Raw genomic sequence first — 17,150 nt, 5'->3', positions numbered from 1 at the left:
GCGCCGCCAGGACACCACCACACCAGTCAGGGGCACCAACACCGGCCGGGGCACCAACACCGGTCAAGACACCAACACCGGCCAGGGACACCAACACGGGCCAGGGAGCGTCTCCCCTGTGGTGCGGCCGGCTCAGGAGCGGCGCGTCTCGCGCAGTGTCGACGCCTCGCGGGCCAGCGACTCGACCCGGTCCCAGTCCTTGGCCGCCAGCGCGTCCGCCGGGAGCATCCACGTCCCGCCGACGCAGCCGACGTTCGGCAGGGCGAGATACGACGGTGCCTTCTCCGCCGTGATGCCGCCCGTGGGGCAGAACCGGGCGCCCGGGAGCGGACCGGCCAGGGACGTGAGATAGGCCCTGCCGCCCGCGGCCTCCGCCGGGAAGAACTTCATCTCCGTCACCCCGCGCTCCAGCAGCGCCACGACCTCCGAGGTGGTCGACACCCCCGGCAGGAACGGCACACCCGAGTCCCGCATCGCGGCCAGCAGCGTGTCCGTCCACCCCGGGCTGACCAGGAAGCGCGCGCCCGCCCGCACCGATTCGGCCACGGCGTCGGCCGTGATGACCGTACCCGCGCCGACCACCGCGTCCGGCACCTCCGCCGCGATCGCGCGGATCGCCGCCACCGCGGCCGGCGTCCGCAGCGTCACCTCGATCGCGGGCAGCCCGCCCGCGACGAGGGCGCGGGCGAGGGGTACGGCGTCGGCGGCATCGTCGAGGACGACGACGGGGATGACGGGGGCGAGGTCCAGCACAGAAGCCACGGGCACGGAGGTCATGGCCACATCCTGCCGCGCCGCTACCACTCCGCGCAATGACCGTTGCGCAGGGTGCAACGCGGCACGGGTGCGGGCTGGGGCGGGCTCAGTGGATTTCCGTGACCACCACGTCCAGCGCCCACGTACGCCCCGCCTTCTCCGGAGCGGTCGCCTCCACCACGTACCCCAGCTCGCGCAGCGTCCCCACCAGCTCGGCGGGGCCCTTCGGCCGGGCGCCCGCCGTCAGAAGATCCCGTACCAGCCGGCCCTTCGTCGCCTTGTTGAAGTGGCTGACCACGGACCGCTTCTCCACCCCGGTGACCGGATCGGTCTGTGCGTGCAGCACCCGCACCGTCGCCGTACGCCCGGCCAGTTCACCCTTCGGCTTCCACGCGGCGGCATACGCCGACGAGCGCAGATCGAGCACGGTCCCGCCGCCCGCCACCTCCGGCAGGACGGACTCCATCGGCCCGCGCCAGTACGCGCCCAGCGCGCCGAGCCCCGGCAGCCTGACGCCCATCGAGCAGCGGTACGAGGGGATCCGGTCGCTCATCCGTACCGCGCCCCACAGCCCCGAGAAGACGAGCAGCGACTTCGCCGCACGCCGCCGGGCAGCGGTGTCGAGCGTGGCCAGATCCAGCGCGTCGTACAGCACACCGGTGTAGATCTCCCCGGCCGGGCGCGTGCCCGCCGTACGCAGCTCCACGTTCTTCGCGATCTCGCCGCGCAGCCCCTCGCTGAGACCGAGCACGTCGCGCGCCTTCTCCTCGTCGGCGGCGCACAGCTCGACGAGTTCGTCCAGTACGGCGGCCCTGGCCGTGGCCAGGCCCGGCAGGGAGAGGGACTCCGGCTTCAGCGGAGCGCCGCGCCCGGAAGCGGCCTTTCCTTCCGACGGCGGCAGCAGCACGAGCACGGTGGTTCTCCTCGGACGACGTACGGGACAAGGCGGCCTGGGACAAGGGGGCCTGGGACAAGGCGGTGCGGTCCCCGCGCCAGCGTAGGCGACGGACGGCCCACGCCGAGCCGCCGCCCGAGGCGCTGCCGCCGCTGCCCGCACCCCCTCCGCCCGAGCCGCACAGGGCGCACGGGCGCAGGGGGTGCGGGCAGCGGGGCTTTCGCTCGCCGCGCCGCCCGCTTCCGTCCGCCCTACGCTCGATGCATGCCCCGCTGTCATCTGCACACGGCCGGCGCGGCCGACGCTCCGCTGCGGGCCGCCCTGGGCGAGCTGCGTACGGCGCTCGACGTGCCCGGGGCGTTCTCGGCGGCCGTCCGCGCCGAGACGGAGCGGGTCGTACGGGCCCCACGGCCGCCGGACGACGGCTGGCTCGCGGGCCATGACGCCACCGATGTCGAGCTGTTCACCATCGATCCGACCGGCGCCCCCGACCTCGACCAGGCGATGCGACTGTCCCGGCGCGCGGGCGGCGGCTTCCGTGTCCAGTACGCGATCGCCGATGTCGCCGCGTTCGTGTGCCCGGGGGGCACGCTCGACGCCGAGGCCCATCGTCGCGTCCAGACCCTCTACTTCCCCGACGCCAGGGTGCCGCTGTACCCCGCCGTCCTCTCCGAGGACGCGGCCAGTCTGCTGCCGGAACGGACCAGGCCCGCCCTGCTCTGGCAGATCGACCTGGACGCGGAGGGCCGGACCGTCTCGGCCGAGGTCCGCAGGGCGCTCGTACGGAGCAGGGCGCGGCTCGACTACGCGGACGCGCAACGGGAGATCGACGCGGGGACCGCCCCGGAGTCCCTCGCCCTGCTGAAGGAGATCGGACTGCTGCGCGAACAGCTGGAACGGGAGCGCGGTGGTATCTCACTCAGCGTTCCCGAACAGGAGATCGTCGAGTGCCCACCGCGACCGGGCGCACCGCGACCGGACCCACCGCAATCGGACCCACCGCGACCGGGCAGTGCGCCCGACGGCCGAACCGGCAGTGCGCCCGACAGCCGGTCCGGCGGCGTCTCGTACACCGTCGCGTACCGCGCCCCGCTCCCCGTGGAGGGCTGGAACGCCCAGATCTCCCTGCTCACCGGCATGGCCGCCGCCCAGCTGATGCTGACGGCCGGCACCGGCATCCTCCGTACGCTGCCCAGCGCCCCGGACGGCGCGGTCGGCCGGCTCCGCCACTCGGCGAAGGCGCTGGGCATCGACTGGCCGCACCACGTCGCGTACGCCGAGACCCTCCGCTCCCTCGACCCCCACAACGCCCGCCACGCCGCCTTCCTCCAGGAGTGCACGGCGCTGCTGCGCGGCGCGGGCTACACCGTGTTCACCGGCGGCCGGCCCCCCCGGCCCGCCGTCCACGCGGCCGTCGCCGCCCCGTACACCCACTGCACGGCCCCGCTGCGGCGGCTCGTCGACCGGTACGCGGGGGAGATCTGCCTGAGCGCGGTGGCGGGCCAGGACCCGCCGGAATGGGTGCTCGCGGCCCTGGACGGGCTGCCCGAGGAGATGGCCGGGGGCGCGGAACGGGCCAATACGGTGGAGCGCGAGTGCGTCGACATCGTCGAGGCGGCGCTGCTCAGGGGGCGGGTCGGCGAGCTGTTCGACGGGTACGTGATCGATGTGCGGGAGCGCGATCCGGCCGTCGGCACGGTCCATCTGGAAGACCCCGCCGTGATCGCCCGGATCGAGGGGGGCGCCGCACCGCTCCCGCTGGGGGAGTGGCTGCGGGTACGGCTCACCCAGGCCGGTCCGGGGTCGGCGAAGGTGCTGTTCGCGCCCGCGTGAGTGCCTGGTCGAGCGCCCTGACCAGCTCGGCGGGAGCGTCCGCGTGAAACCGGACCACCCGGGCCCGCCCCCGCCGCCCGAGGGGCCGTACGAACGTGACGGGTGCGGTCAGCTCCACCCGTACGGTCGTCTGGCCGCCCACGGCGAGATCGAGGACTCCGTCGTCCGCCGGATCGAATCCGATCAGCCCGCCGCTCTGCGGGTAGCGCCGGTCGACATGGACGGAAGCGATCCGCTCCGCCTCGACGGACAGGTCGAAGAGCGAGCCGTACCGGATCCTCAACGACCCGTCCGCGCCCACCACATGGGGCCGGGTCACACAGCCCGCGTGCAGGGCCAGCACCATCAGCACCGCATAGACGTCCAGCACCAGCACTATCCGGTGCACCACCGGCCAGGGGATCAGCACGGCCAGTGCCACCGTCTCGACGACGGCGACGAAGAGCAGGCCGTACATCATCGCCGTCTGCGGGCCGGTGTACGGAGCGGCGTGATCGCCCTCACGCACTCCGTGGGTACGGCGCGTAACCCACCGCCCGAGGCTGCCGAAGGCCCGCGTCTCCTGCGCGACCAGCCGGCGTACGGGCCGGGGTACGCCGGTACGGACCGCCGAGGCGAGCGGCACGGACCACTTCACGACGCTCCCCCGTCCGCTGCCGGCGTCCTCGCCGCCAGCGCCGCCATGACCAGCCGGGCGCACTCGGCCTGGGCCGGTGCGAAGTCGGCGAGCAGGGCTTCCTCGAACCCGGCGACGACGGGCTGCCCCGTCGCCTGCGGAATCGCGGCCAGCACCTCGTCCGGGATGAGGGCGATGAAGGAGTCGGCGAGGGGCGCGATCCGGGGGTCGTCGGGCGCCGCGCCGGCGAGTCCGTCCAGCTGCCGGTAGAGACCCAGAAGCTCCGGGCTCTCGGCGAGAGGGCGCAGCGCGTCGTAGAACTGTTCGCCGCCCATGGCGGCGTCGTACAGGACCAGCAGCTCGCGGTCCTTGGCGCCCATGGGGGAGTCGATCGCAGGGGCGGCGCTCAGCAGCCGCGCCAGCGCGGGCGACACCGGCCCCTCGGCGGACGGCGGGCTCTCCATCAGCTCGGCGAGCCTGGCGCGCCGGGCCCGGATCCCGGCCTCCTGCCGCGCGAGATCGGCGTCCAGCTCACCGAGCACCTCGGTGAGCTCGCGCCCGGCGTCGTCGGAGATCACGTCCCGCACCTCGTCCAGGGCGAGCCCCAGCTCGGTCAGCCGCCTGATCCGGGCGAGCAGGACGGCGTCCCGCACCGAGTAGTCACGGTAGCCATTGGCCCGCCGGGCGGGTTCGGGCAGCAGGCCCAGGTGGTGGTAGTGCCGTACCGCCCGGGTGGTGACTCCGACGAGGGCGGCGATCTCCGCGATCCGCATGGCCCCAGTAGAAACCCTGACGTAGCGGCAAGGTCAAGCCCCGCCCTCCGGCGCCGGGACCCCCTCCCGCCGGGTAACATGACGGACACGGCAGACGAGCCGGGCGGACGGCCGCGTCAAGATCTCCGATCTTGCCGAGGAACGTCCGGGCTCCACAGGGCAGGGTGGTGGCTAACGGCCACCCGGGGTGACTCGCGGGACAGTGCCACAGAAAACAGACCGCCCGGCGCTTCGGCGCCGGGTAAGGGTGAAACGGTGGTGTAAGAGACCACCAGCGCCTGAGGTGACTCAGGCGGCTAGGTAAACCCCACCCGGAGCAAGGTCAAGAGGGGCCATCGGCTGATGACCCTGCGCGGACGACCGAGGGCAGCCCGCCCGAGTCCGCGGGTAGACCGCACGAGACCGGCGGCAACGCCGGTCCTAGATGGATGGCCGTCTCCCCGGCCGCCGCGAGGCGACCGGGCGACAGAACCCGGCGTACAGCCCGACTCGTCTGCCGTCCTCGCCCGCCGCACGGCGGGAAGGGGGGCAAGGAGCCATGCATGGGCCCCTGATCAGTCCCCGGGACGGCGGCCACCAGGTCAGGGTCCGCCGATTCCGCACGATCGACCAGCTGCTGACGCCCCCGGGGCAGCTGCTGACGCCCCCGGCCCCGGACCGCTCCGGGGCCGGGGCCTTCCCGGGCCCCGGACTACTGCCGGCGTAGGACCGTGTCACCCGACTGGCAGGCGGAAGCCCTCCGGCGGAGGACAGCCCGCCTCCGGCGTCGTAGTACAGAAGCCATGAGCGAAGTGATGAGCGACCAGTTGCAGGACGTGTCCGAGGCCGAGGTGGAGTACGCGATGGAGCGCTGCGTCGTCGACCACGCGCGCTTCCCCGCCGCCCGGCGGTGTCTCGCGAGGGATGTGATCAGGGCTCTCCTGCTGGCCGGTCTGTCGACCTGGGACCGGAACAATCATGGCGTCGGGCACGCGGGTGCGGCTCTGTCGGCCCGTCCGGACGGGACCGTGGCCGTGCTGTGGATGCAGCATCCCGCGGTCGATCAGGCCGTGCCCCGCGATGTGCGGACCACGCAGCAGAGCGCCATCTACCGGGCTCTCCGCACGATCCTGGAGGTCCACGGCTTCCCGCTGAGAGAGGCCGGTCCCGAGCCGGCCCCGATCCTGCTCGGGCGCGCCGCCTGAGCGGGACCGGTCCGCCGCGAGGTCCGATGCCGGCGACCGGTCCGCCGCGAAGTCCGGCGTCGGCACGGATAAACGGTCGAGCTACCGCGCTCACGGGTGACGTGGGGGCGATTCGCTGACGAGGGCCGGGCGCGGCGGCACACTGGCGGACCGGAGGTGGTCGGCTGTGTCGATTCATCAGGTGTCGTGTCCCGGGCGGATTCTCTTTCTCGACGACGAGATGGCCGCGCTCGGCAGGCTTGAGGGCGGGTTCCGGTCCGAGCGGTTGCTGTGGTGTGCGCTGGAGTCGGGGCATGAGGGGCTGCACCATGTGATCGCGCAGTGCGTGCGCGGCACGGAGACGGTGGCTCCGTGGGTCATGTGGGCGCGGTGGCCGGACACGGAGGAGTACGGGCCGGAGCGTGAGCTGCTGCGGCTGGAGTCGTGCCCGGAGAAGTTCCTGGCCGGGAACGTGTCGGAGGAGAGCTGCTGTCTTCCTGAGGGGCACGCGGGACGGCACGGGTTCGAGTTCGGTCCGCCCATCCGGGAGGCGGACGTGATGCCGGACTGGCTGCTGCGCCGGTTCTTCGGATGACACCGCGGGCGTCGCCGGGGGTGGGGCAGCCGGGGGTGCCGCCGAGTCGTGTGGCACCGCTTGTCCTCGCGTGCGCTCCAACTCCTAGCGTTCCCCCATGGATTCCATGGAGAGCAGAACACTGGCGAGCAGAGCACTGGGACGCGGCGGGATCACCGTCGGCGCGCTCGGCTTCGGGTGCTGGGCGATCGGCGGTGAGTGGCAGGACACCGCCGGTCGTCCGCTCGGCTGGGGCGCGGTCGACGACGAGGAGTCCGTGGCCGCGATCCGGCGGGCCGTCGAACTCGGGGTCACCTTCTTCGACACGGCCGACGCGTACGGCACCGGCCACAGTGAGCGGGTGCTCGGGCGCGCGGTGCGGGGGCGGCGGGACGAGGTCGTCATCGCCACCAAGTGGGGGAACGTGTGCGACGAGGCGACCAAGACCCTGACGGGCGCCGATGACACGCCCGCGTACGCCCGGCGCGCGCTCACCGCGTCGCTGCGCCGGCTCGACACCGATCACATCGACCTCTACCAGCTGCATCTGTCCGACGCGGCGCTCGACCGGGCAGCCGAACTCCGCGACCTCTGCGAGGAGTTCGTACGCGAGGGGCTGATCCGCGCGTACGCCTGGAGCACCGACGACCCGGAGCGCGCGGCGCTCTTCGCCGAGGGGGAGCACTGCGCGGCCGTGCAGCACGCGTGCAATGTGCTCCAGGACGCGCCGGAGATGCTCGCGCTGTGCGCGGAGCGCGACCTCGCGAGCGTCAACCGCAGTCCGCTCGCGATGGGGCTGCTGGCCGGGAGGCCGGGGGCCGGGAGCGGTGGCCGGGGTGTGACCGGCGGCGGGCGGGACATCCGTGCCGTACCGCCCGCCTGGCTGCGGTGGTTCGCGGAGGGCGGGGTGCCGGCGCCCGAGTGGGCGGCGCGCGTCGAGTCCGTACGGGACGTCCTCACCAGCGACGGCCGCACCCTCGCGCAGGGCGCGCTGGCCTGGCTGTGGGCGCGCAGCCCGCGTACGGTGCCGATCCCCGGTTTCCGCTCGGTCGCCCAGGCCGAGGAGAACGCCGGCGCTCTCGCGTACGGGCCGCTGCGCGACGGCCAGATGAAGGAGATCCGCGACCTGCTGGCCGCGTAGCCCTGCCGCCGGACGGCCTGCCGGCCGCGTAGCGCTGCCGCCGGACGGGTCCGGTAGGGACTGCCTGCCCCACCCCGTCCGCGTCGGCCGTCCGGACGGGGTGGGGCACCGGCCCGGCGGGCACGGTACGCGGCTGCCCCGCTTCCCTCAGCCCCGGCCCACGAACGGCATCCCCGTCGCCAGCACCGTCGCGAACTGCACATTCGCCTCCAGCGGAAGCTCCGCCATGTGCAGCACCGTCGTGGCCACATCCGCCACATCCATCACCGGCTCCACCGCCAGCTCGCCGTTAGCCTGCGGTACGCCCCGCCGCATCCGCTCCGTCATGTCCGTCGCCGCGTTCCCGATGTCGATCTGCCCGCAGGCGATCCGGTACGGACGGCCGTCCAGCGACAGCGACTTGGTGAGCCCGGTCATGCCGTGTTTGGTGGCGGTGTAGGCGACCGAGTCGGGCCGGGGCGCGTGTGCCGAGACCGAGCCGTTGTTGATGATCCGGCCGCCCTGCGGGTCCTGCGCCTTCATCAGCCGGAAGGCCGCCTGCGCGCACAGGAACGTACCGGTCAGATTCGTGTCCACCACCTTCCGCCAGGCCGAATACGGCAGATCCTCCAGAGGCACACCACCGGGGCCGAACGTGCCCGCGTTGTTGAAGAGCAGATCGAGGCGCCCGTACCGCTCGCCCACCGCCGCGAACAGCGCGTCCACGTCGCCCGGTTCCGACACATCGGTCCGTACGGACAGCGTGTCGCCCTCCAGGGCGCGGGCCGTCTCCTCCAGCGTCTCGGGGTGGCGGCCCGCCAGTACCACCGACCAGCCCGCGCCGCTCAGCGCCTTCGCGACCGCGCGCCCGATGCCGGAGCCGGCACCCGTCACCACGGCGATTCGCCCCTTGGTGTTGATGTTCCGCATGGCGTCCATGGTCAGGCAGGGTACGCGCGTTACGTGGGGTACAACTTGGCGCAGCACGCGGTCCTCATCCAGTCGCCATGCGTATGTTGTGCGCACGACAACAGGGCGCCTTCGCCCCCGACTGCAATGCGAGTTGACAGCCGCCGTCAGGGGAGGGGCACATGACACCTGTACTTCGTCACGCACCGGCCACCCGTACACCGGCCACCCGTACACCGGCCACCCGTACACCGGGCAGCAGCCATTCCGCCGAGTTCAGAGCCGCCGCCGCACACCTCGGCCGCCGTCGCTTCCTCACCGGCACCGCTGCCGCCGCCGCGCTCGCCTTCGCCGTCAATCTCCCCGGCACGGGTGTCGCGAGCGCCGCCGAGCTGGACGCCAGGAAGATCACCGAGGATCCCTTCACCCTCGGCGTCGCCTCCGGGGACCCGGGCCCCGACAGCGTGTTGCTCTGGACCCGGCTCGCGCCCCGCCCGTACGAGGCCGACGGCGGCCTGCCCGCCAACCGCGTCTCCGTACGGTGGGAGCTGGCCCACGACGCGGCCTTCGGCCGGATCGTCAAGCGCGGCGAGACCGACGCGCACCCGGAGTTCGCCCACAGCGTGCGTGTCGAGGTCCCCGGCCTTGAGTCCGGCCGGGTCTACTACTTCCGCTTCCGCACGGGCAGTTGGATCAGCGCGGTCGGCCGCACCCGTACCGCGCCCGCCGCGAACGCCAGGACGAGCGCGCTGAGTTTCGCCGCCGTCTCCTGCCAGGCGTACCACGACGGCTACTTCACCGCCTACAAGCACCTCGCGGCCGAGGACCTCGATGTGGTCTTCCACCTCGGCGACTACCTCTACGAGTACGCCGTCAACTCCGCGGGCGGCGCCCGCGCCTACCAGGACCGCGTGCTGCCCGCGCACTTCAACCGCGAGACCGTCACGCTGGACGACTACCGGATGCGCTACGGGCTCTACAAGTCCGACCCGGATCTGCGCGCCGCGCACGCCGCGCACCCCTTCGTCGTCACCTGGGACGACCACGAGACCGAGAACAACTACGCGGGGGACGTCCCCGAGAACGACGTACCGCCTCAGGAGTTCCTGCTGCGCCGGGCCTCCGCGTACCGCGCGTACTGGGAGAACCAGCCGCTGCGCGCGCCGCAGCGGCCCAACGGTCCCGACATGCGGCTCTACCGCAGGCTGCGCTTCGGACGGCTCGCGCAGTTCGACATCCTCGACACCCGCCAGTACCGCGACGACCAGGCGTACGGCGACGGCTGGCAGTTGCCCGGCCCGCAGTCCGAGGACCCCGGGCGCACGATGACGGGACCGGTCCAGGAACGGTGGCTGCTGGACGGCTGGAAGAAGTCCACGGCGACCTGGAACGTCGTACCCCAGCAGGTGACCTTCGCCCGGCGCCGCGATCTGCCGACGGCCGGCTACAAGCTGTCGATGGACTCGTGGGACGGCTACCCGGCCTCGCGGCAGCGGCTGTTGAACGGGGTCGAGGCGGCCGGTCTCAAGAACTTCATGGTGCTGACCGGGGACGTGCACACCGGCTACGCCTACGACCTGAAGAAGGACTGGGACAACCCGGAGTCGCGCACGCTCGGCACCGAGATCGTGGCCACCTCCATCTCCAGCGGCAAGGACGGCACGGACCGGCCGTCCAACTGGGCGACGTTCATGGAGGCCAACCCGCACATGAAGTTCTACAACGGGCGGCGCGGCTACGTCACGGTGACGCTCGGCGAGCGGCAGGCGCGCGCGGACTTCAAGACGGTCAAGGTCATCACGACGCCCGGCGCCCCGGTCACGACGGCGGCGTCCTTCGTGACGGAGACGGGCGACCCGGGGCTCAAGCCGGTCTGAGGGGGCTGACGACGGCGCGTTCGGAACGGCCGGGCGGACGGCGCGTTCGGACCGGTCCGGGGGACGGCGCTTCCGGACCGGTCCGGCGGGTCGCCGGACCGGTCCGGCGGGTCCGGCGGCAGGCCCTGTCCCGGCCGGTCCCTACGGGCTCAAGCCGGTCCGGCGTCGTCGGCGGGGAAGCGGACGCCGATACGGTCCCGTACCGCGTCGAGCGTCCGCATCACCGCGAGCGTGCCGTCCAGCGGCACCAGCGGGGATTCGGTCGCGCCGGCCCGCAGACAGCGCATCGCCTCGGCCGCCTCGTACTGGAGGCCGTGCATCGGCCCGTCCGCTGTGTAGGTTGTGGGATCCGCGCCGTCCCGGTGCAGTACGAACCGGTCCGCCGTGAAGAAACCGGACGGCACCTCGATCCGGCCCGCCGTGCCCGTCACCATCGCCGTCACCGGAGTCCCGGCCGTCACCGAACAGGTCAGCAGCGCCGTCGCCCCGGAGTCCCAGCCCAGCAGCATCCCGGTGTTGAGGTCGACGCCCTCGGGCGAGAGCAGCGCGTCGGCCTGGACGCGGTCGGGCTCGCCCAGCAGCAACTGCGCGAAGGAGACCGGATAGACCCCGAGATCGAGCACCGCGCCACCGCCGAGCGCCGGATCGCGCAGCCGGTGGCCGGCGTCGAACGGGCCCTGGAGGCCGAAGTCGGCCTGGACGGTACGGATCCTCCCGATCGCGCCGTCCCGGACCAGCTCGGCCAGCCGCAGGATGACGGGATTGCAGTACATCCACATGGCTTCCATCAGGAAGAGACCGCGCTCCCGGGCGAGCGACACCAGCTCGCCTGCCTCGCGCGCGTTGAGCGTGAACGCCTTCTCGCACAGCACCGGTTTCCCGGCGGCCAGGGCCAGTCCCGCGGCGGACCGGTGCGCGGAGTGCGGAGTCGCCACGTACACGACGTCCACCTCCTCGTCGGCGAGGAGCCCGGCCCAGTCGCCGTACGCCCGGGGGATCCCGAACCGGCCCGCGAACTCCTTCGCGGCCGCGTCGGTGCGCGAGGCCACCGCCACCACCTCGGCGTCCGGCAGCTCCTGGACGTCCGCGGTGAACCGCGCGGCGATCCCGCCCGTCGCCAGCACACCCCACCGGACGGGCCTCCCGTCCGATACCCGCGGTGTCGCCTGCGATGACACCCGCGGTGTCGCCTGCGGTGGTGACGTGTGTCCTGTTGCCATGGCTGCCCCAAATAAAGGTCTCGACCGCTCCCGCTGAGCTGAGAGCATAGGTACGGATTCAACGACATGGAGACAGGAATGCCGGACGGCGGCCGAACCACCGAAGGACGTAAAGGACATATAACGCCCGAGCAGCGTCGCTCGGCACCGATTCCGGAACAGCGGCAGACGCCTCCGCGGGCGCCGCAAGCAGCCCAGCAAACTCTGCGAGCAGCCCAGCAAGCCTCGCAATCCCAGCAAGCTCCGCAAGCGGCCCCGCAAGCCCTGCAAGCCTCGCAATCCCAGCAGACGGCCCCGCAGGCCCCGGGGGCCGGCCCGCCCGTACCCCCGCAGGAGCGCGCCGCCACCACGCGCCGCGCCGGGCTTCTGGTCACCCTCGTACTCGGCGGGCTCACCGCGCTGCCCCCGCTGTCCATGGACATGTACCTCCCGGCCCTGCCGGAGGTCACCCGCGCGCTGAACTCACCCGCGGCGACGGTTCAGATCACCCTCACCGCCTGCCTGGCGGGCATGGCGCTCGGCCAGATCGTGGTCGGACCGATGAGCGACAAGTGGGGACGGCGCCGGCCGCTGCTGCTCGGCATGATCGTCTACGTACTCGCCACCGCGATCTGCGCCCTCGCGCCCACCACCGAACTCCTCATCGGCTTCCGCCTCCTCCAGGGGCTGGCCGGAGCGGCGGGCATCGTGATCGCCCGCGCGGTGGTGCGTGATCTCTACGACGGCGTGGAGATGGCGCGCTTCTTCTCCACCCTGATGCTGATCTCCGGCGTCGCGCCGGTCATCGCGCCCGTGATCGGCGGACAGGTACTGCGCCTCACCGACTGGCGCGGCATCTTCGCCGTCCTCACGGTGGTCGGCGTCCTCCTCACCCTCGTCGTCTGGAAGTGGCTGCACGAGACGCTGCCGCCGGAGAAGCGGCACAGCGGCGGCACCGTCGCGGCGCTGCGTACGATGCGCGGGCTGATCGCGGACCGGATCTTCACCGGCTACATGCTGGCGGGCGGTCTGGCCTTCGCGGCGCTGTTCGCGTACGTCGCGGCGTCGCCGTTCGTGGTGCAGGAGATCTACGGCGCCTCGCCGCAGACCTTCAGCCTGCTCTTCGGCGTCAACTCCATCGGTCTGATCACCGTCGGCCAGATCAACGGCAAGGTGCTCGTCGGCCGGGTCAGCATGGACCGGGTGCTGGGCTTCGGGCTCATGGTCATCACCGTCGCCGCGCTGGCCCTGCTGCTGATGACGTCCGGGGTGTTCGGGTCCGTGGGGCTCTTCCCGGTCGCGGCGGCGCTGTTCGTGCTGATGTCCGCGATGGGGCTCGCGATGCCCAACACCAACGCCTCGGCGCTGATGCGGACCCCGCACGCGGCGGGCTCGGCGTCCGCGCTGATCGGTACGTCGTCGTTCCTGATCGGCGCGATCGCCTCGCCGCTGGTGGGGATCGCGGGGGAGGACACGGCCGTTCCGATGGCGGTCGTGCAACTGGTCTGCGCGGTCGGCTCGCTCGGCTGCTTCCTCGGTTTCGTACGGCCGTGGGAGCACCAGCGGCCGATGGAGCGCCCGGCCGCCGACGCCTGATCCGTTCCCCGGCCCCCTATCCGTTCCCCGGCCCCGGACCCCCTGGCCCCTCGGCCCCCCCCCCGGCCCCTCGGCCCCCCGGAGGCGGGCCCTAGAGGTCCTGGGGCCGGGGGCAGGGGCCCGGGGCCCGGCCCCCGGCCCTCCGTCCGTCAGTCCTGGCGCGGATAGCCGATCAGATGCGGCCGGTCCTTCGAGTCCGTCCAGCGGAAGAGCCCGACTCCCGACGCCTCCGCACTGGGCAGCCGCACATTGGTCTCCAGGGCCTCGGGCGTGGCGGTCGTGAGATCCACCGTGACCGGGTTGCCGCCGCCCGCCAGCGCGTCCGCCGTGTTGCGGGCGCTCACCGCGCCGTACGCCGTGCCGTCGTCCGACACGGTGGTCAGGGTCAGCGGCTGGGTGCCGTCCGACTCCTCGAAGCAGTACGCCTTCTTCCCGTCCAGGTCGAAGGCGAGCCTCCCGGCGATCAGGAAACGGCCGTCGGGGGAGGCGACGAGACGCGGGTCCTCGGCCGGTTTGATCGCCGGCTTACGGCACCGCGCCTGCGCCACCGCCTTGCCGGTCGCCGCGTCGTGCACCGCCCACACCTCATGCGTACCCGCGTCCTTGGCGCCCTTCTTCTTCTGCCACTTGGCGAGGATGTAGCCGCTCGCCATCGAGGCGGGCACGCCCGAGGCGGTCTCGGTGTCCTTCGGCGCGCCCTGCCTGCTGAACCAGCCGCCGCGTACCCAGAACTCCTTGGCCCCGCCGACCAGCAGCCCCTTCGTGGTGACCCCGTGCACCTCGGTCAGCTTGCGGCACTCCTTGCAGCCCTTGGGGTAGCCGAGCGACCCCGGCGGGACCTTGACCACGTCGCCGGTCGCCGGATCGATGACCGCGCTGGTGGCCTTGCCGTCGCTGATCAGAATGGCGGGTCCCGTGGCGCTCACCTTCGGCGCGTCCGCCCAGGGGGTCTCGACCCGCAGGCGGGAGCCGTCGGCCGCGTTGTAGATGTCGAGCGAGATGATCGAGTCGGCGGGGCGCAGCGCGTCCGGGTTGAGCCTCCCGTACGACCAGGTGACGAAGTACTCCTGGTCGTCCTTGCTGACGGACAGCAGCCGGGGGAACCGGTCGGGGGTGAACAGCGGCCGCCAGGGCTCCCCGTCCCAGCCGCGCTCGCCGGTCTCGGGGTCGAGCGTCCGCAGCCGGAACCGGTCCGCGCCGGCCCGCTCCAGATAGGCGACCCTGTTCGTGTCATGGGCGATCGCGAAGTCGGGGGAGCCGTCGACGACCTCCCAGCCGCGCGCGGCGTCGTATCCGTCCGGCACGCTGAGCCGTGGCGCCCGGTCCGCGACATTCGCCACGGGCTTCTTGGGCGCGTTGTCTTCCTTCGTCCTGGCGGGTTTGTTCCCGCCGCAGGTGGCGAGCAGGAGCAGCATCGCCAGCACGATCACCCCGACGACCAGAGTCATACGTACGACCCGCTGCCGTACGGTCCCCTCACCGCCCCCGCGCGAGAAACCGCTCCCACGGGAGAAGCGGTTTACGCGGGAGAAACGGCCTCCGCCGGGTACGCCGACCCGTCGGGGCCCACGCACGAACCTCAGTTTCATGGTTCCCCTGCTGTCTCACGGCTGTCTCATGAGCCGACTCAAGTTTTCCCCCGTGAGAGCGGCTGCCGGACAAGAAGCGCCAGCGTAGCAACTGAGGCTGTGCCCGCCGCAGTTTGTGTCGCCGTTGTGACGGCCCGCTTCGGCGGGCACGCCCCGGATCGGGCCGCATGTCAGAATTCCACGGTGAACCCCGCCGATTCTGCCCTTCCCACCGCCGAGGCACTGCGCGCGGCGCTCGCCGGAGTGCTCGAAGGGCTGCCGCCCAAGCAGGCCGCACAGGCCGTCGATCGGCTGATCGCCAACTACCGGGGCACCACACCGACCGACGCGCCCGTACTCCGTGACCGTTCCGACGTCGCCGCGTACGCCGCGTACCGGATGCCGGCCACCTTCGAGGCGGTACGGGCCGCGCTGGAGGCCCTCGCCGACGCCGCGCCCGGCTGGGCGCCCGGCAGCCACGTCGACGTGGGCGGCGGTACGGGAGCGGCGGTCTGGGCGGCGGACGCGACGTGGGCGGAGCCCCGTACCACCACGGTCCTCGACTGGGCGGAGCCCGCACTCGCCCTCGGCCGCGAACTGGCCGCCGCCTCGGGAGCGCCCGCGCTCCGTGCGGCGGACTGGCGGCAGACCAGGATCGACGCGGCGCTGAAGCTGCCGGAGAGCGATCTCGTGACGGTCTCGTACGTACTGAAGGAACTCACCGGACGCGACCGCACCGCGCTCGTCACCGAGGCCGCGCGCACCGGACAGGCCGTGGTGATCGTGGAGCCCGGTACGCCCGACGGCTATCTGCGGATCATCGAGGCGCGCGATCAGCTCATCGCGGCGGGCTACCGCGTCGCCGCCCCCTGCCCGCACGACGGCGCCTGCCCGATCGAACGGGGCGCGGACTGGTGCCACTTCGCGGCCCGGGTCAGCCGCTCCTCCCTGCACCGCCAGGTCAAGGGCGGCTCGCTGCCGTACGAGGACGAGAAGTTCAGCTATGTGGCTGCGGTACGGTCCGACGCGCACCCGGCGGGAGCCCGGGTGACGCGGAAGCCGCAGATCCGCAAGGGCCAGGTGCTGCTGGACCTGTGCACGAGGGACGACGGCCTGCGCCGCGACACGGTCACCAAGCGCCACGGCGCGCTCTACCGGGCGGCGAGGGATGTGGCCTGGGGCGACAGCTGGCCGCCGTACGAAAGCTAGTTGTCGTTGGCGGCGAAGACGACGAAGTCGCTCCAGGCGGCGGGGGTGAGGAGGAGGACGGGCCCGGTGGGGGACTTGCTGTCGCGTACGGGGACGATGCCGGAGGGGACGAGGTTGCGGGCGAACTCGACGCACTCGCCGCCAGTAGTGCTGCTGTAGCTGGATTTTTCCCACTGAGCGCCGGAGAGATCGAACATGCTCATTGCTTCCATTCCTCCATTGTCTTGCGCACCATGTCGACCGACGCTTCCGGTGAGAGGGCGTCGGCCCGTAGCCGATCGTAGAGCACGCTCGCATCCGCCACGATCTTCCGGGAGTCGGTCACATGGCCCGCTCCCAGCGTTTCCTGGTAGAGCATGTCGGGCTCATCATCGGGGAACTTCAAAAGCGTAAACCCCAAATGCCAAGCGGATACCCCGGAATCGAACGGGAGCACCTGAAGGGTGAAGCGAGGGGATTCTGCTTCCGCGATCAGGTGTGCCATCTGTTCAGCCATCGCCGCCGGACTGCCGACCATGCGCCGTAGACAGGACTCGTCCAGGACGACCCACGCCAGCGGGGGATTCTCGCGCTCCAGTACCTGACGGCGCTTCAATCGTTGCCCGACTTTCCCGGCGGTCTCCTCTGGGGAATCGGTCGGGTTCCCCTTCCGGAAGACCGCGTGAGCGTACGCCTCGGTCTGCAACAGACCCGCGACCAGCCCGTTGCTGAAGTTCAGGATCGCGGACGCCTGCCGTTCGAGCAAGACGTACGGCTCGAACCAGTCCGGATACCCGCCCTTCTCGGCACACCGATCCCGTAGCCGGGCGAACGTCCTTGGCGTACCGAAGACTTGATCGCAGCCCGCGGCGAACTCCGGGCTCGCCATCCGGTCCCCGGCCTCCACCTTCGCCACGTACTGCTGTGCGTACCGCGCCGGTGCGCCCACCTCCCGCTGGCTCAGTCCTCTGGCCAGCCGCCACTCCCGCACCTCGTTGCCGAAGTAGGCAGCTCCGCTGACCGGTCCCACCGGCCCTTTCGGTTCGTCCGCCATAGCTCTTCCTCCCTCACCCCAGGCCCGTT

17 protein-coding genes and 1 other RNA gene are annotated in these 17,150 nt (G+C 72.2%); 9 read left to right on the top strand and 9 right to left on the bottom strand.

Annotated features, from left to right (window positions below):
* Positions 1 to 132 precede the first annotated feature (132 nt).
* Together eda and yaaA are read right to left on the bottom strand one after the other, a co-directional pair.
* Positions 133 to 777 (bottom strand): bifunctional 4-hydroxy-2-oxoglutarate aldolase/2-dehydro-3-deoxy-phosphogluconate aldolase, encoded by a 645-nt coding sequence (gene eda / locus ACZ7LS_RS01875; protein ID WP_382518447.1) that lies wholly within the window; start codon positions 775 to 777, stop codon positions 133 to 135.
* An 85-nt stretch (positions 778 to 862) separates the two neighbouring features.
* Positions 863 to 1,669 (bottom strand): peroxide stress protein YaaA, encoded by an 807-nt coding sequence (gene yaaA / locus ACZ7LS_RS01870; RefSeq protein WP_382518450.1) that lies wholly within the window; start codon positions 1,667 to 1,669, stop codon positions 863 to 865.
* Between the two features lie 246 nt (positions 1,670 to 1,915).
* On the opposite strand from yaaA, the gene ACZ7LS_RS01865 reads away from it, so the two are divergent.
* A complete protein-coding gene (locus ACZ7LS_RS01865; RefSeq protein WP_385130060.1) occupies positions 1,916 to 3,484 on the top strand; it encodes an RNB domain-containing ribonuclease in 1,569 nt (522 codons plus the stop codon).
* Here ACZ7LS_RS01865 and ACZ7LS_RS01860 read toward each other — a convergent pair.
* Together ACZ7LS_RS01860 and ACZ7LS_RS01855 are read right to left on the bottom strand one after the other, a co-directional pair.
* Positions 3,435 to 4,121: a hypothetical protein gene (locus tag ACZ7LS_RS01860; RefSeq protein WP_385130062.1), complete on the bottom strand. Its 687-nt coding sequence runs from the start codon at positions 4,119 to 4,121 to the stop codon at positions 3,435 to 3,437. The two genes, ACZ7LS_RS01865 and ACZ7LS_RS01860, sit on opposite strands and share 50 nt — an antisense overlap.
* Positions 4,118 to 4,873: a MerR family transcriptional regulator gene (locus tag ACZ7LS_RS01855; protein WP_385130064.1), complete on the bottom strand. Its 756-nt coding sequence runs from the start codon at positions 4,871 to 4,873 to the stop codon at positions 4,118 to 4,120. Before ACZ7LS_RS01855 ends, ACZ7LS_RS01860 begins: the two co-directional genes overlap by 4 nt.
* Positions 4,874 to 4,968: 95 nt before the next feature.
* On the opposite strand from ACZ7LS_RS01855, the gene rnpB reads away from it, so the two are divergent.
* The 5 genes from rnpB (at position 4,969) to ACZ7LS_RS01830 (ending at position 7,751) form a co-directional block, all read left to right on the top strand.
* Positions 4,969 to 5,369: RNase P RNA component class A (gene rnpB / locus ACZ7LS_RS01850), an RNA gene on the top strand.
* 42 nt (positions 5,370 to 5,411) lie between these two features.
* The gene (locus ACZ7LS_RS01845) at positions 5,412 to 5,579 is read left to right on the top strand and encodes a hypothetical protein (protein WP_385130066.1); all 168 of its coding nucleotides are present in this window, start codon (positions 5,412 to 5,414) and stop codon (positions 5,577 to 5,579) included.
* 76 nt (positions 5,580 to 5,655) lie between these two features.
* Entirely contained in the window at positions 5,656 to 6,057 is a 402-nt protein-coding gene (locus ACZ7LS_RS01840; protein WP_382518459.1) for a hypothetical protein, read from the top strand.
* A gap of 166 nt (positions 6,058 to 6,223) precedes the next feature.
* On the top strand, positions 6,224 to 6,631 hold the full coding sequence (locus ACZ7LS_RS01835; protein WP_382518462.1) for a hypothetical protein: 408 nt from the start codon (positions 6,224 to 6,226) through the stop codon (positions 6,629 to 6,631).
* Positions 6,632 to 6,728: 97 nt separating this feature from the next.
* Positions 6,729 to 7,751 (top strand): aldo/keto reductase, encoded by a 1,023-nt coding sequence (locus tag ACZ7LS_RS01830; RefSeq protein WP_385130069.1) that lies wholly within the window; start codon positions 6,729 to 6,731, stop codon positions 7,749 to 7,751.
* 147 nt (positions 7,752 to 7,898) lie between these two features.
* Here ACZ7LS_RS01830 and ACZ7LS_RS01825 read toward each other — a convergent pair whose 3' ends face one another.
* On the bottom strand, positions 7,899 to 8,669 hold the full coding sequence (locus tag ACZ7LS_RS01825; RefSeq protein WP_382518467.1) for an SDR family oxidoreductase: 771 nt from the start codon (positions 8,667 to 8,669) through the stop codon (positions 7,899 to 7,901).
* A 152-nt stretch (positions 8,670 to 8,821) separates the two neighbouring features.
* Between ACZ7LS_RS01825 and ACZ7LS_RS01820 the strand changes: the two genes are divergently transcribed.
* On the top strand, positions 8,822 to 10,516 hold the full coding sequence (locus tag ACZ7LS_RS01820) for an alkaline phosphatase D family protein (RefSeq protein ID WP_385130071.1): 1,695 nt from the start codon (positions 8,822 to 8,824) through the stop codon (positions 10,514 to 10,516).
* 149 nt (positions 10,517 to 10,665) lie between these two features.
* Here the strand turns inward: ACZ7LS_RS01820 and ACZ7LS_RS01815 are convergent, their stop codons facing one another.
* On the bottom strand, positions 10,666 to 11,640 hold the full coding sequence (locus tag ACZ7LS_RS01815) for a Gfo/Idh/MocA family protein (protein WP_385130073.1): 975 nt from the start codon (positions 11,638 to 11,640) through the stop codon (positions 10,666 to 10,668).
* A gap of 174 nt (positions 11,641 to 11,814) precedes the next feature.
* Here ACZ7LS_RS01815 and ACZ7LS_RS01810 point away from each other — a divergent pair, with 174 nt between their 5' ends.
* Positions 11,815 to 13,311, top strand: a complete 1,497-nt coding sequence (locus ACZ7LS_RS01810; protein WP_382664233.1) for a Bcr/CflA family multidrug efflux MFS transporter — start codon at positions 11,815 to 11,817, stop codon at positions 13,309 to 13,311.
* A 149-nt stretch (positions 13,312 to 13,460) separates the two neighbouring features.
* On the opposite strand, the gene ACZ7LS_RS01805 is transcribed toward ACZ7LS_RS01810, so the two are convergent.
* The gene (locus ACZ7LS_RS01805; protein WP_382518474.1) at positions 13,461 to 14,759 is read right to left on the bottom strand and encodes a hypothetical protein; all 1,299 of its coding nucleotides are present in this window, start codon (positions 14,757 to 14,759) and stop codon (positions 13,461 to 13,463) included.
* 324 nt (positions 14,760 to 15,083) lie between these two features.
* On the opposite strand from ACZ7LS_RS01805, the gene ACZ7LS_RS01800 reads away from it, so the two are divergent.
* On the top strand, positions 15,084 to 16,088 hold the full coding sequence (locus tag ACZ7LS_RS01800; RefSeq protein WP_382518477.1) for a small ribosomal subunit Rsm22 family protein: 1,005 nt from the start codon (positions 15,084 to 15,086) through the stop codon (positions 16,086 to 16,088).
* Here the strand turns inward: ACZ7LS_RS01800 and ACZ7LS_RS01795 are convergent.
* Both ACZ7LS_RS01795 and ACZ7LS_RS01790 read right to left on the bottom strand, forming a co-directional pair.
* Positions 16,085 to 16,291 carry a DUF397 domain-containing protein gene (locus ACZ7LS_RS01795; protein WP_385130076.1) on the bottom strand — a complete coding sequence of 69 codons (207 nt, stop codon included), beginning with the start codon at positions 16,289 to 16,291 and terminating at the stop codon, positions 16,085 to 16,087. The genes ACZ7LS_RS01800 and ACZ7LS_RS01795 overlap by 4 nt on opposite strands.
* Positions 16,288 to 17,121, bottom strand: a complete 834-nt coding sequence (locus ACZ7LS_RS01790; protein ID WP_382518482.1) for a helix-turn-helix domain-containing protein — start codon at positions 17,119 to 17,121, stop codon at positions 16,288 to 16,290. Before ACZ7LS_RS01790 ends, ACZ7LS_RS01795 begins: the two co-directional genes overlap by 4 nt.
* Between the last annotated feature and the right edge of the window lie 29 nt (positions 17,122 to 17,150).

This window comes from Streptomyces sp. NPDC039430 (assembly GCF_055639435.1).
This window is presented reverse-complemented; position numbering and strand designations above follow the sequence as displayed.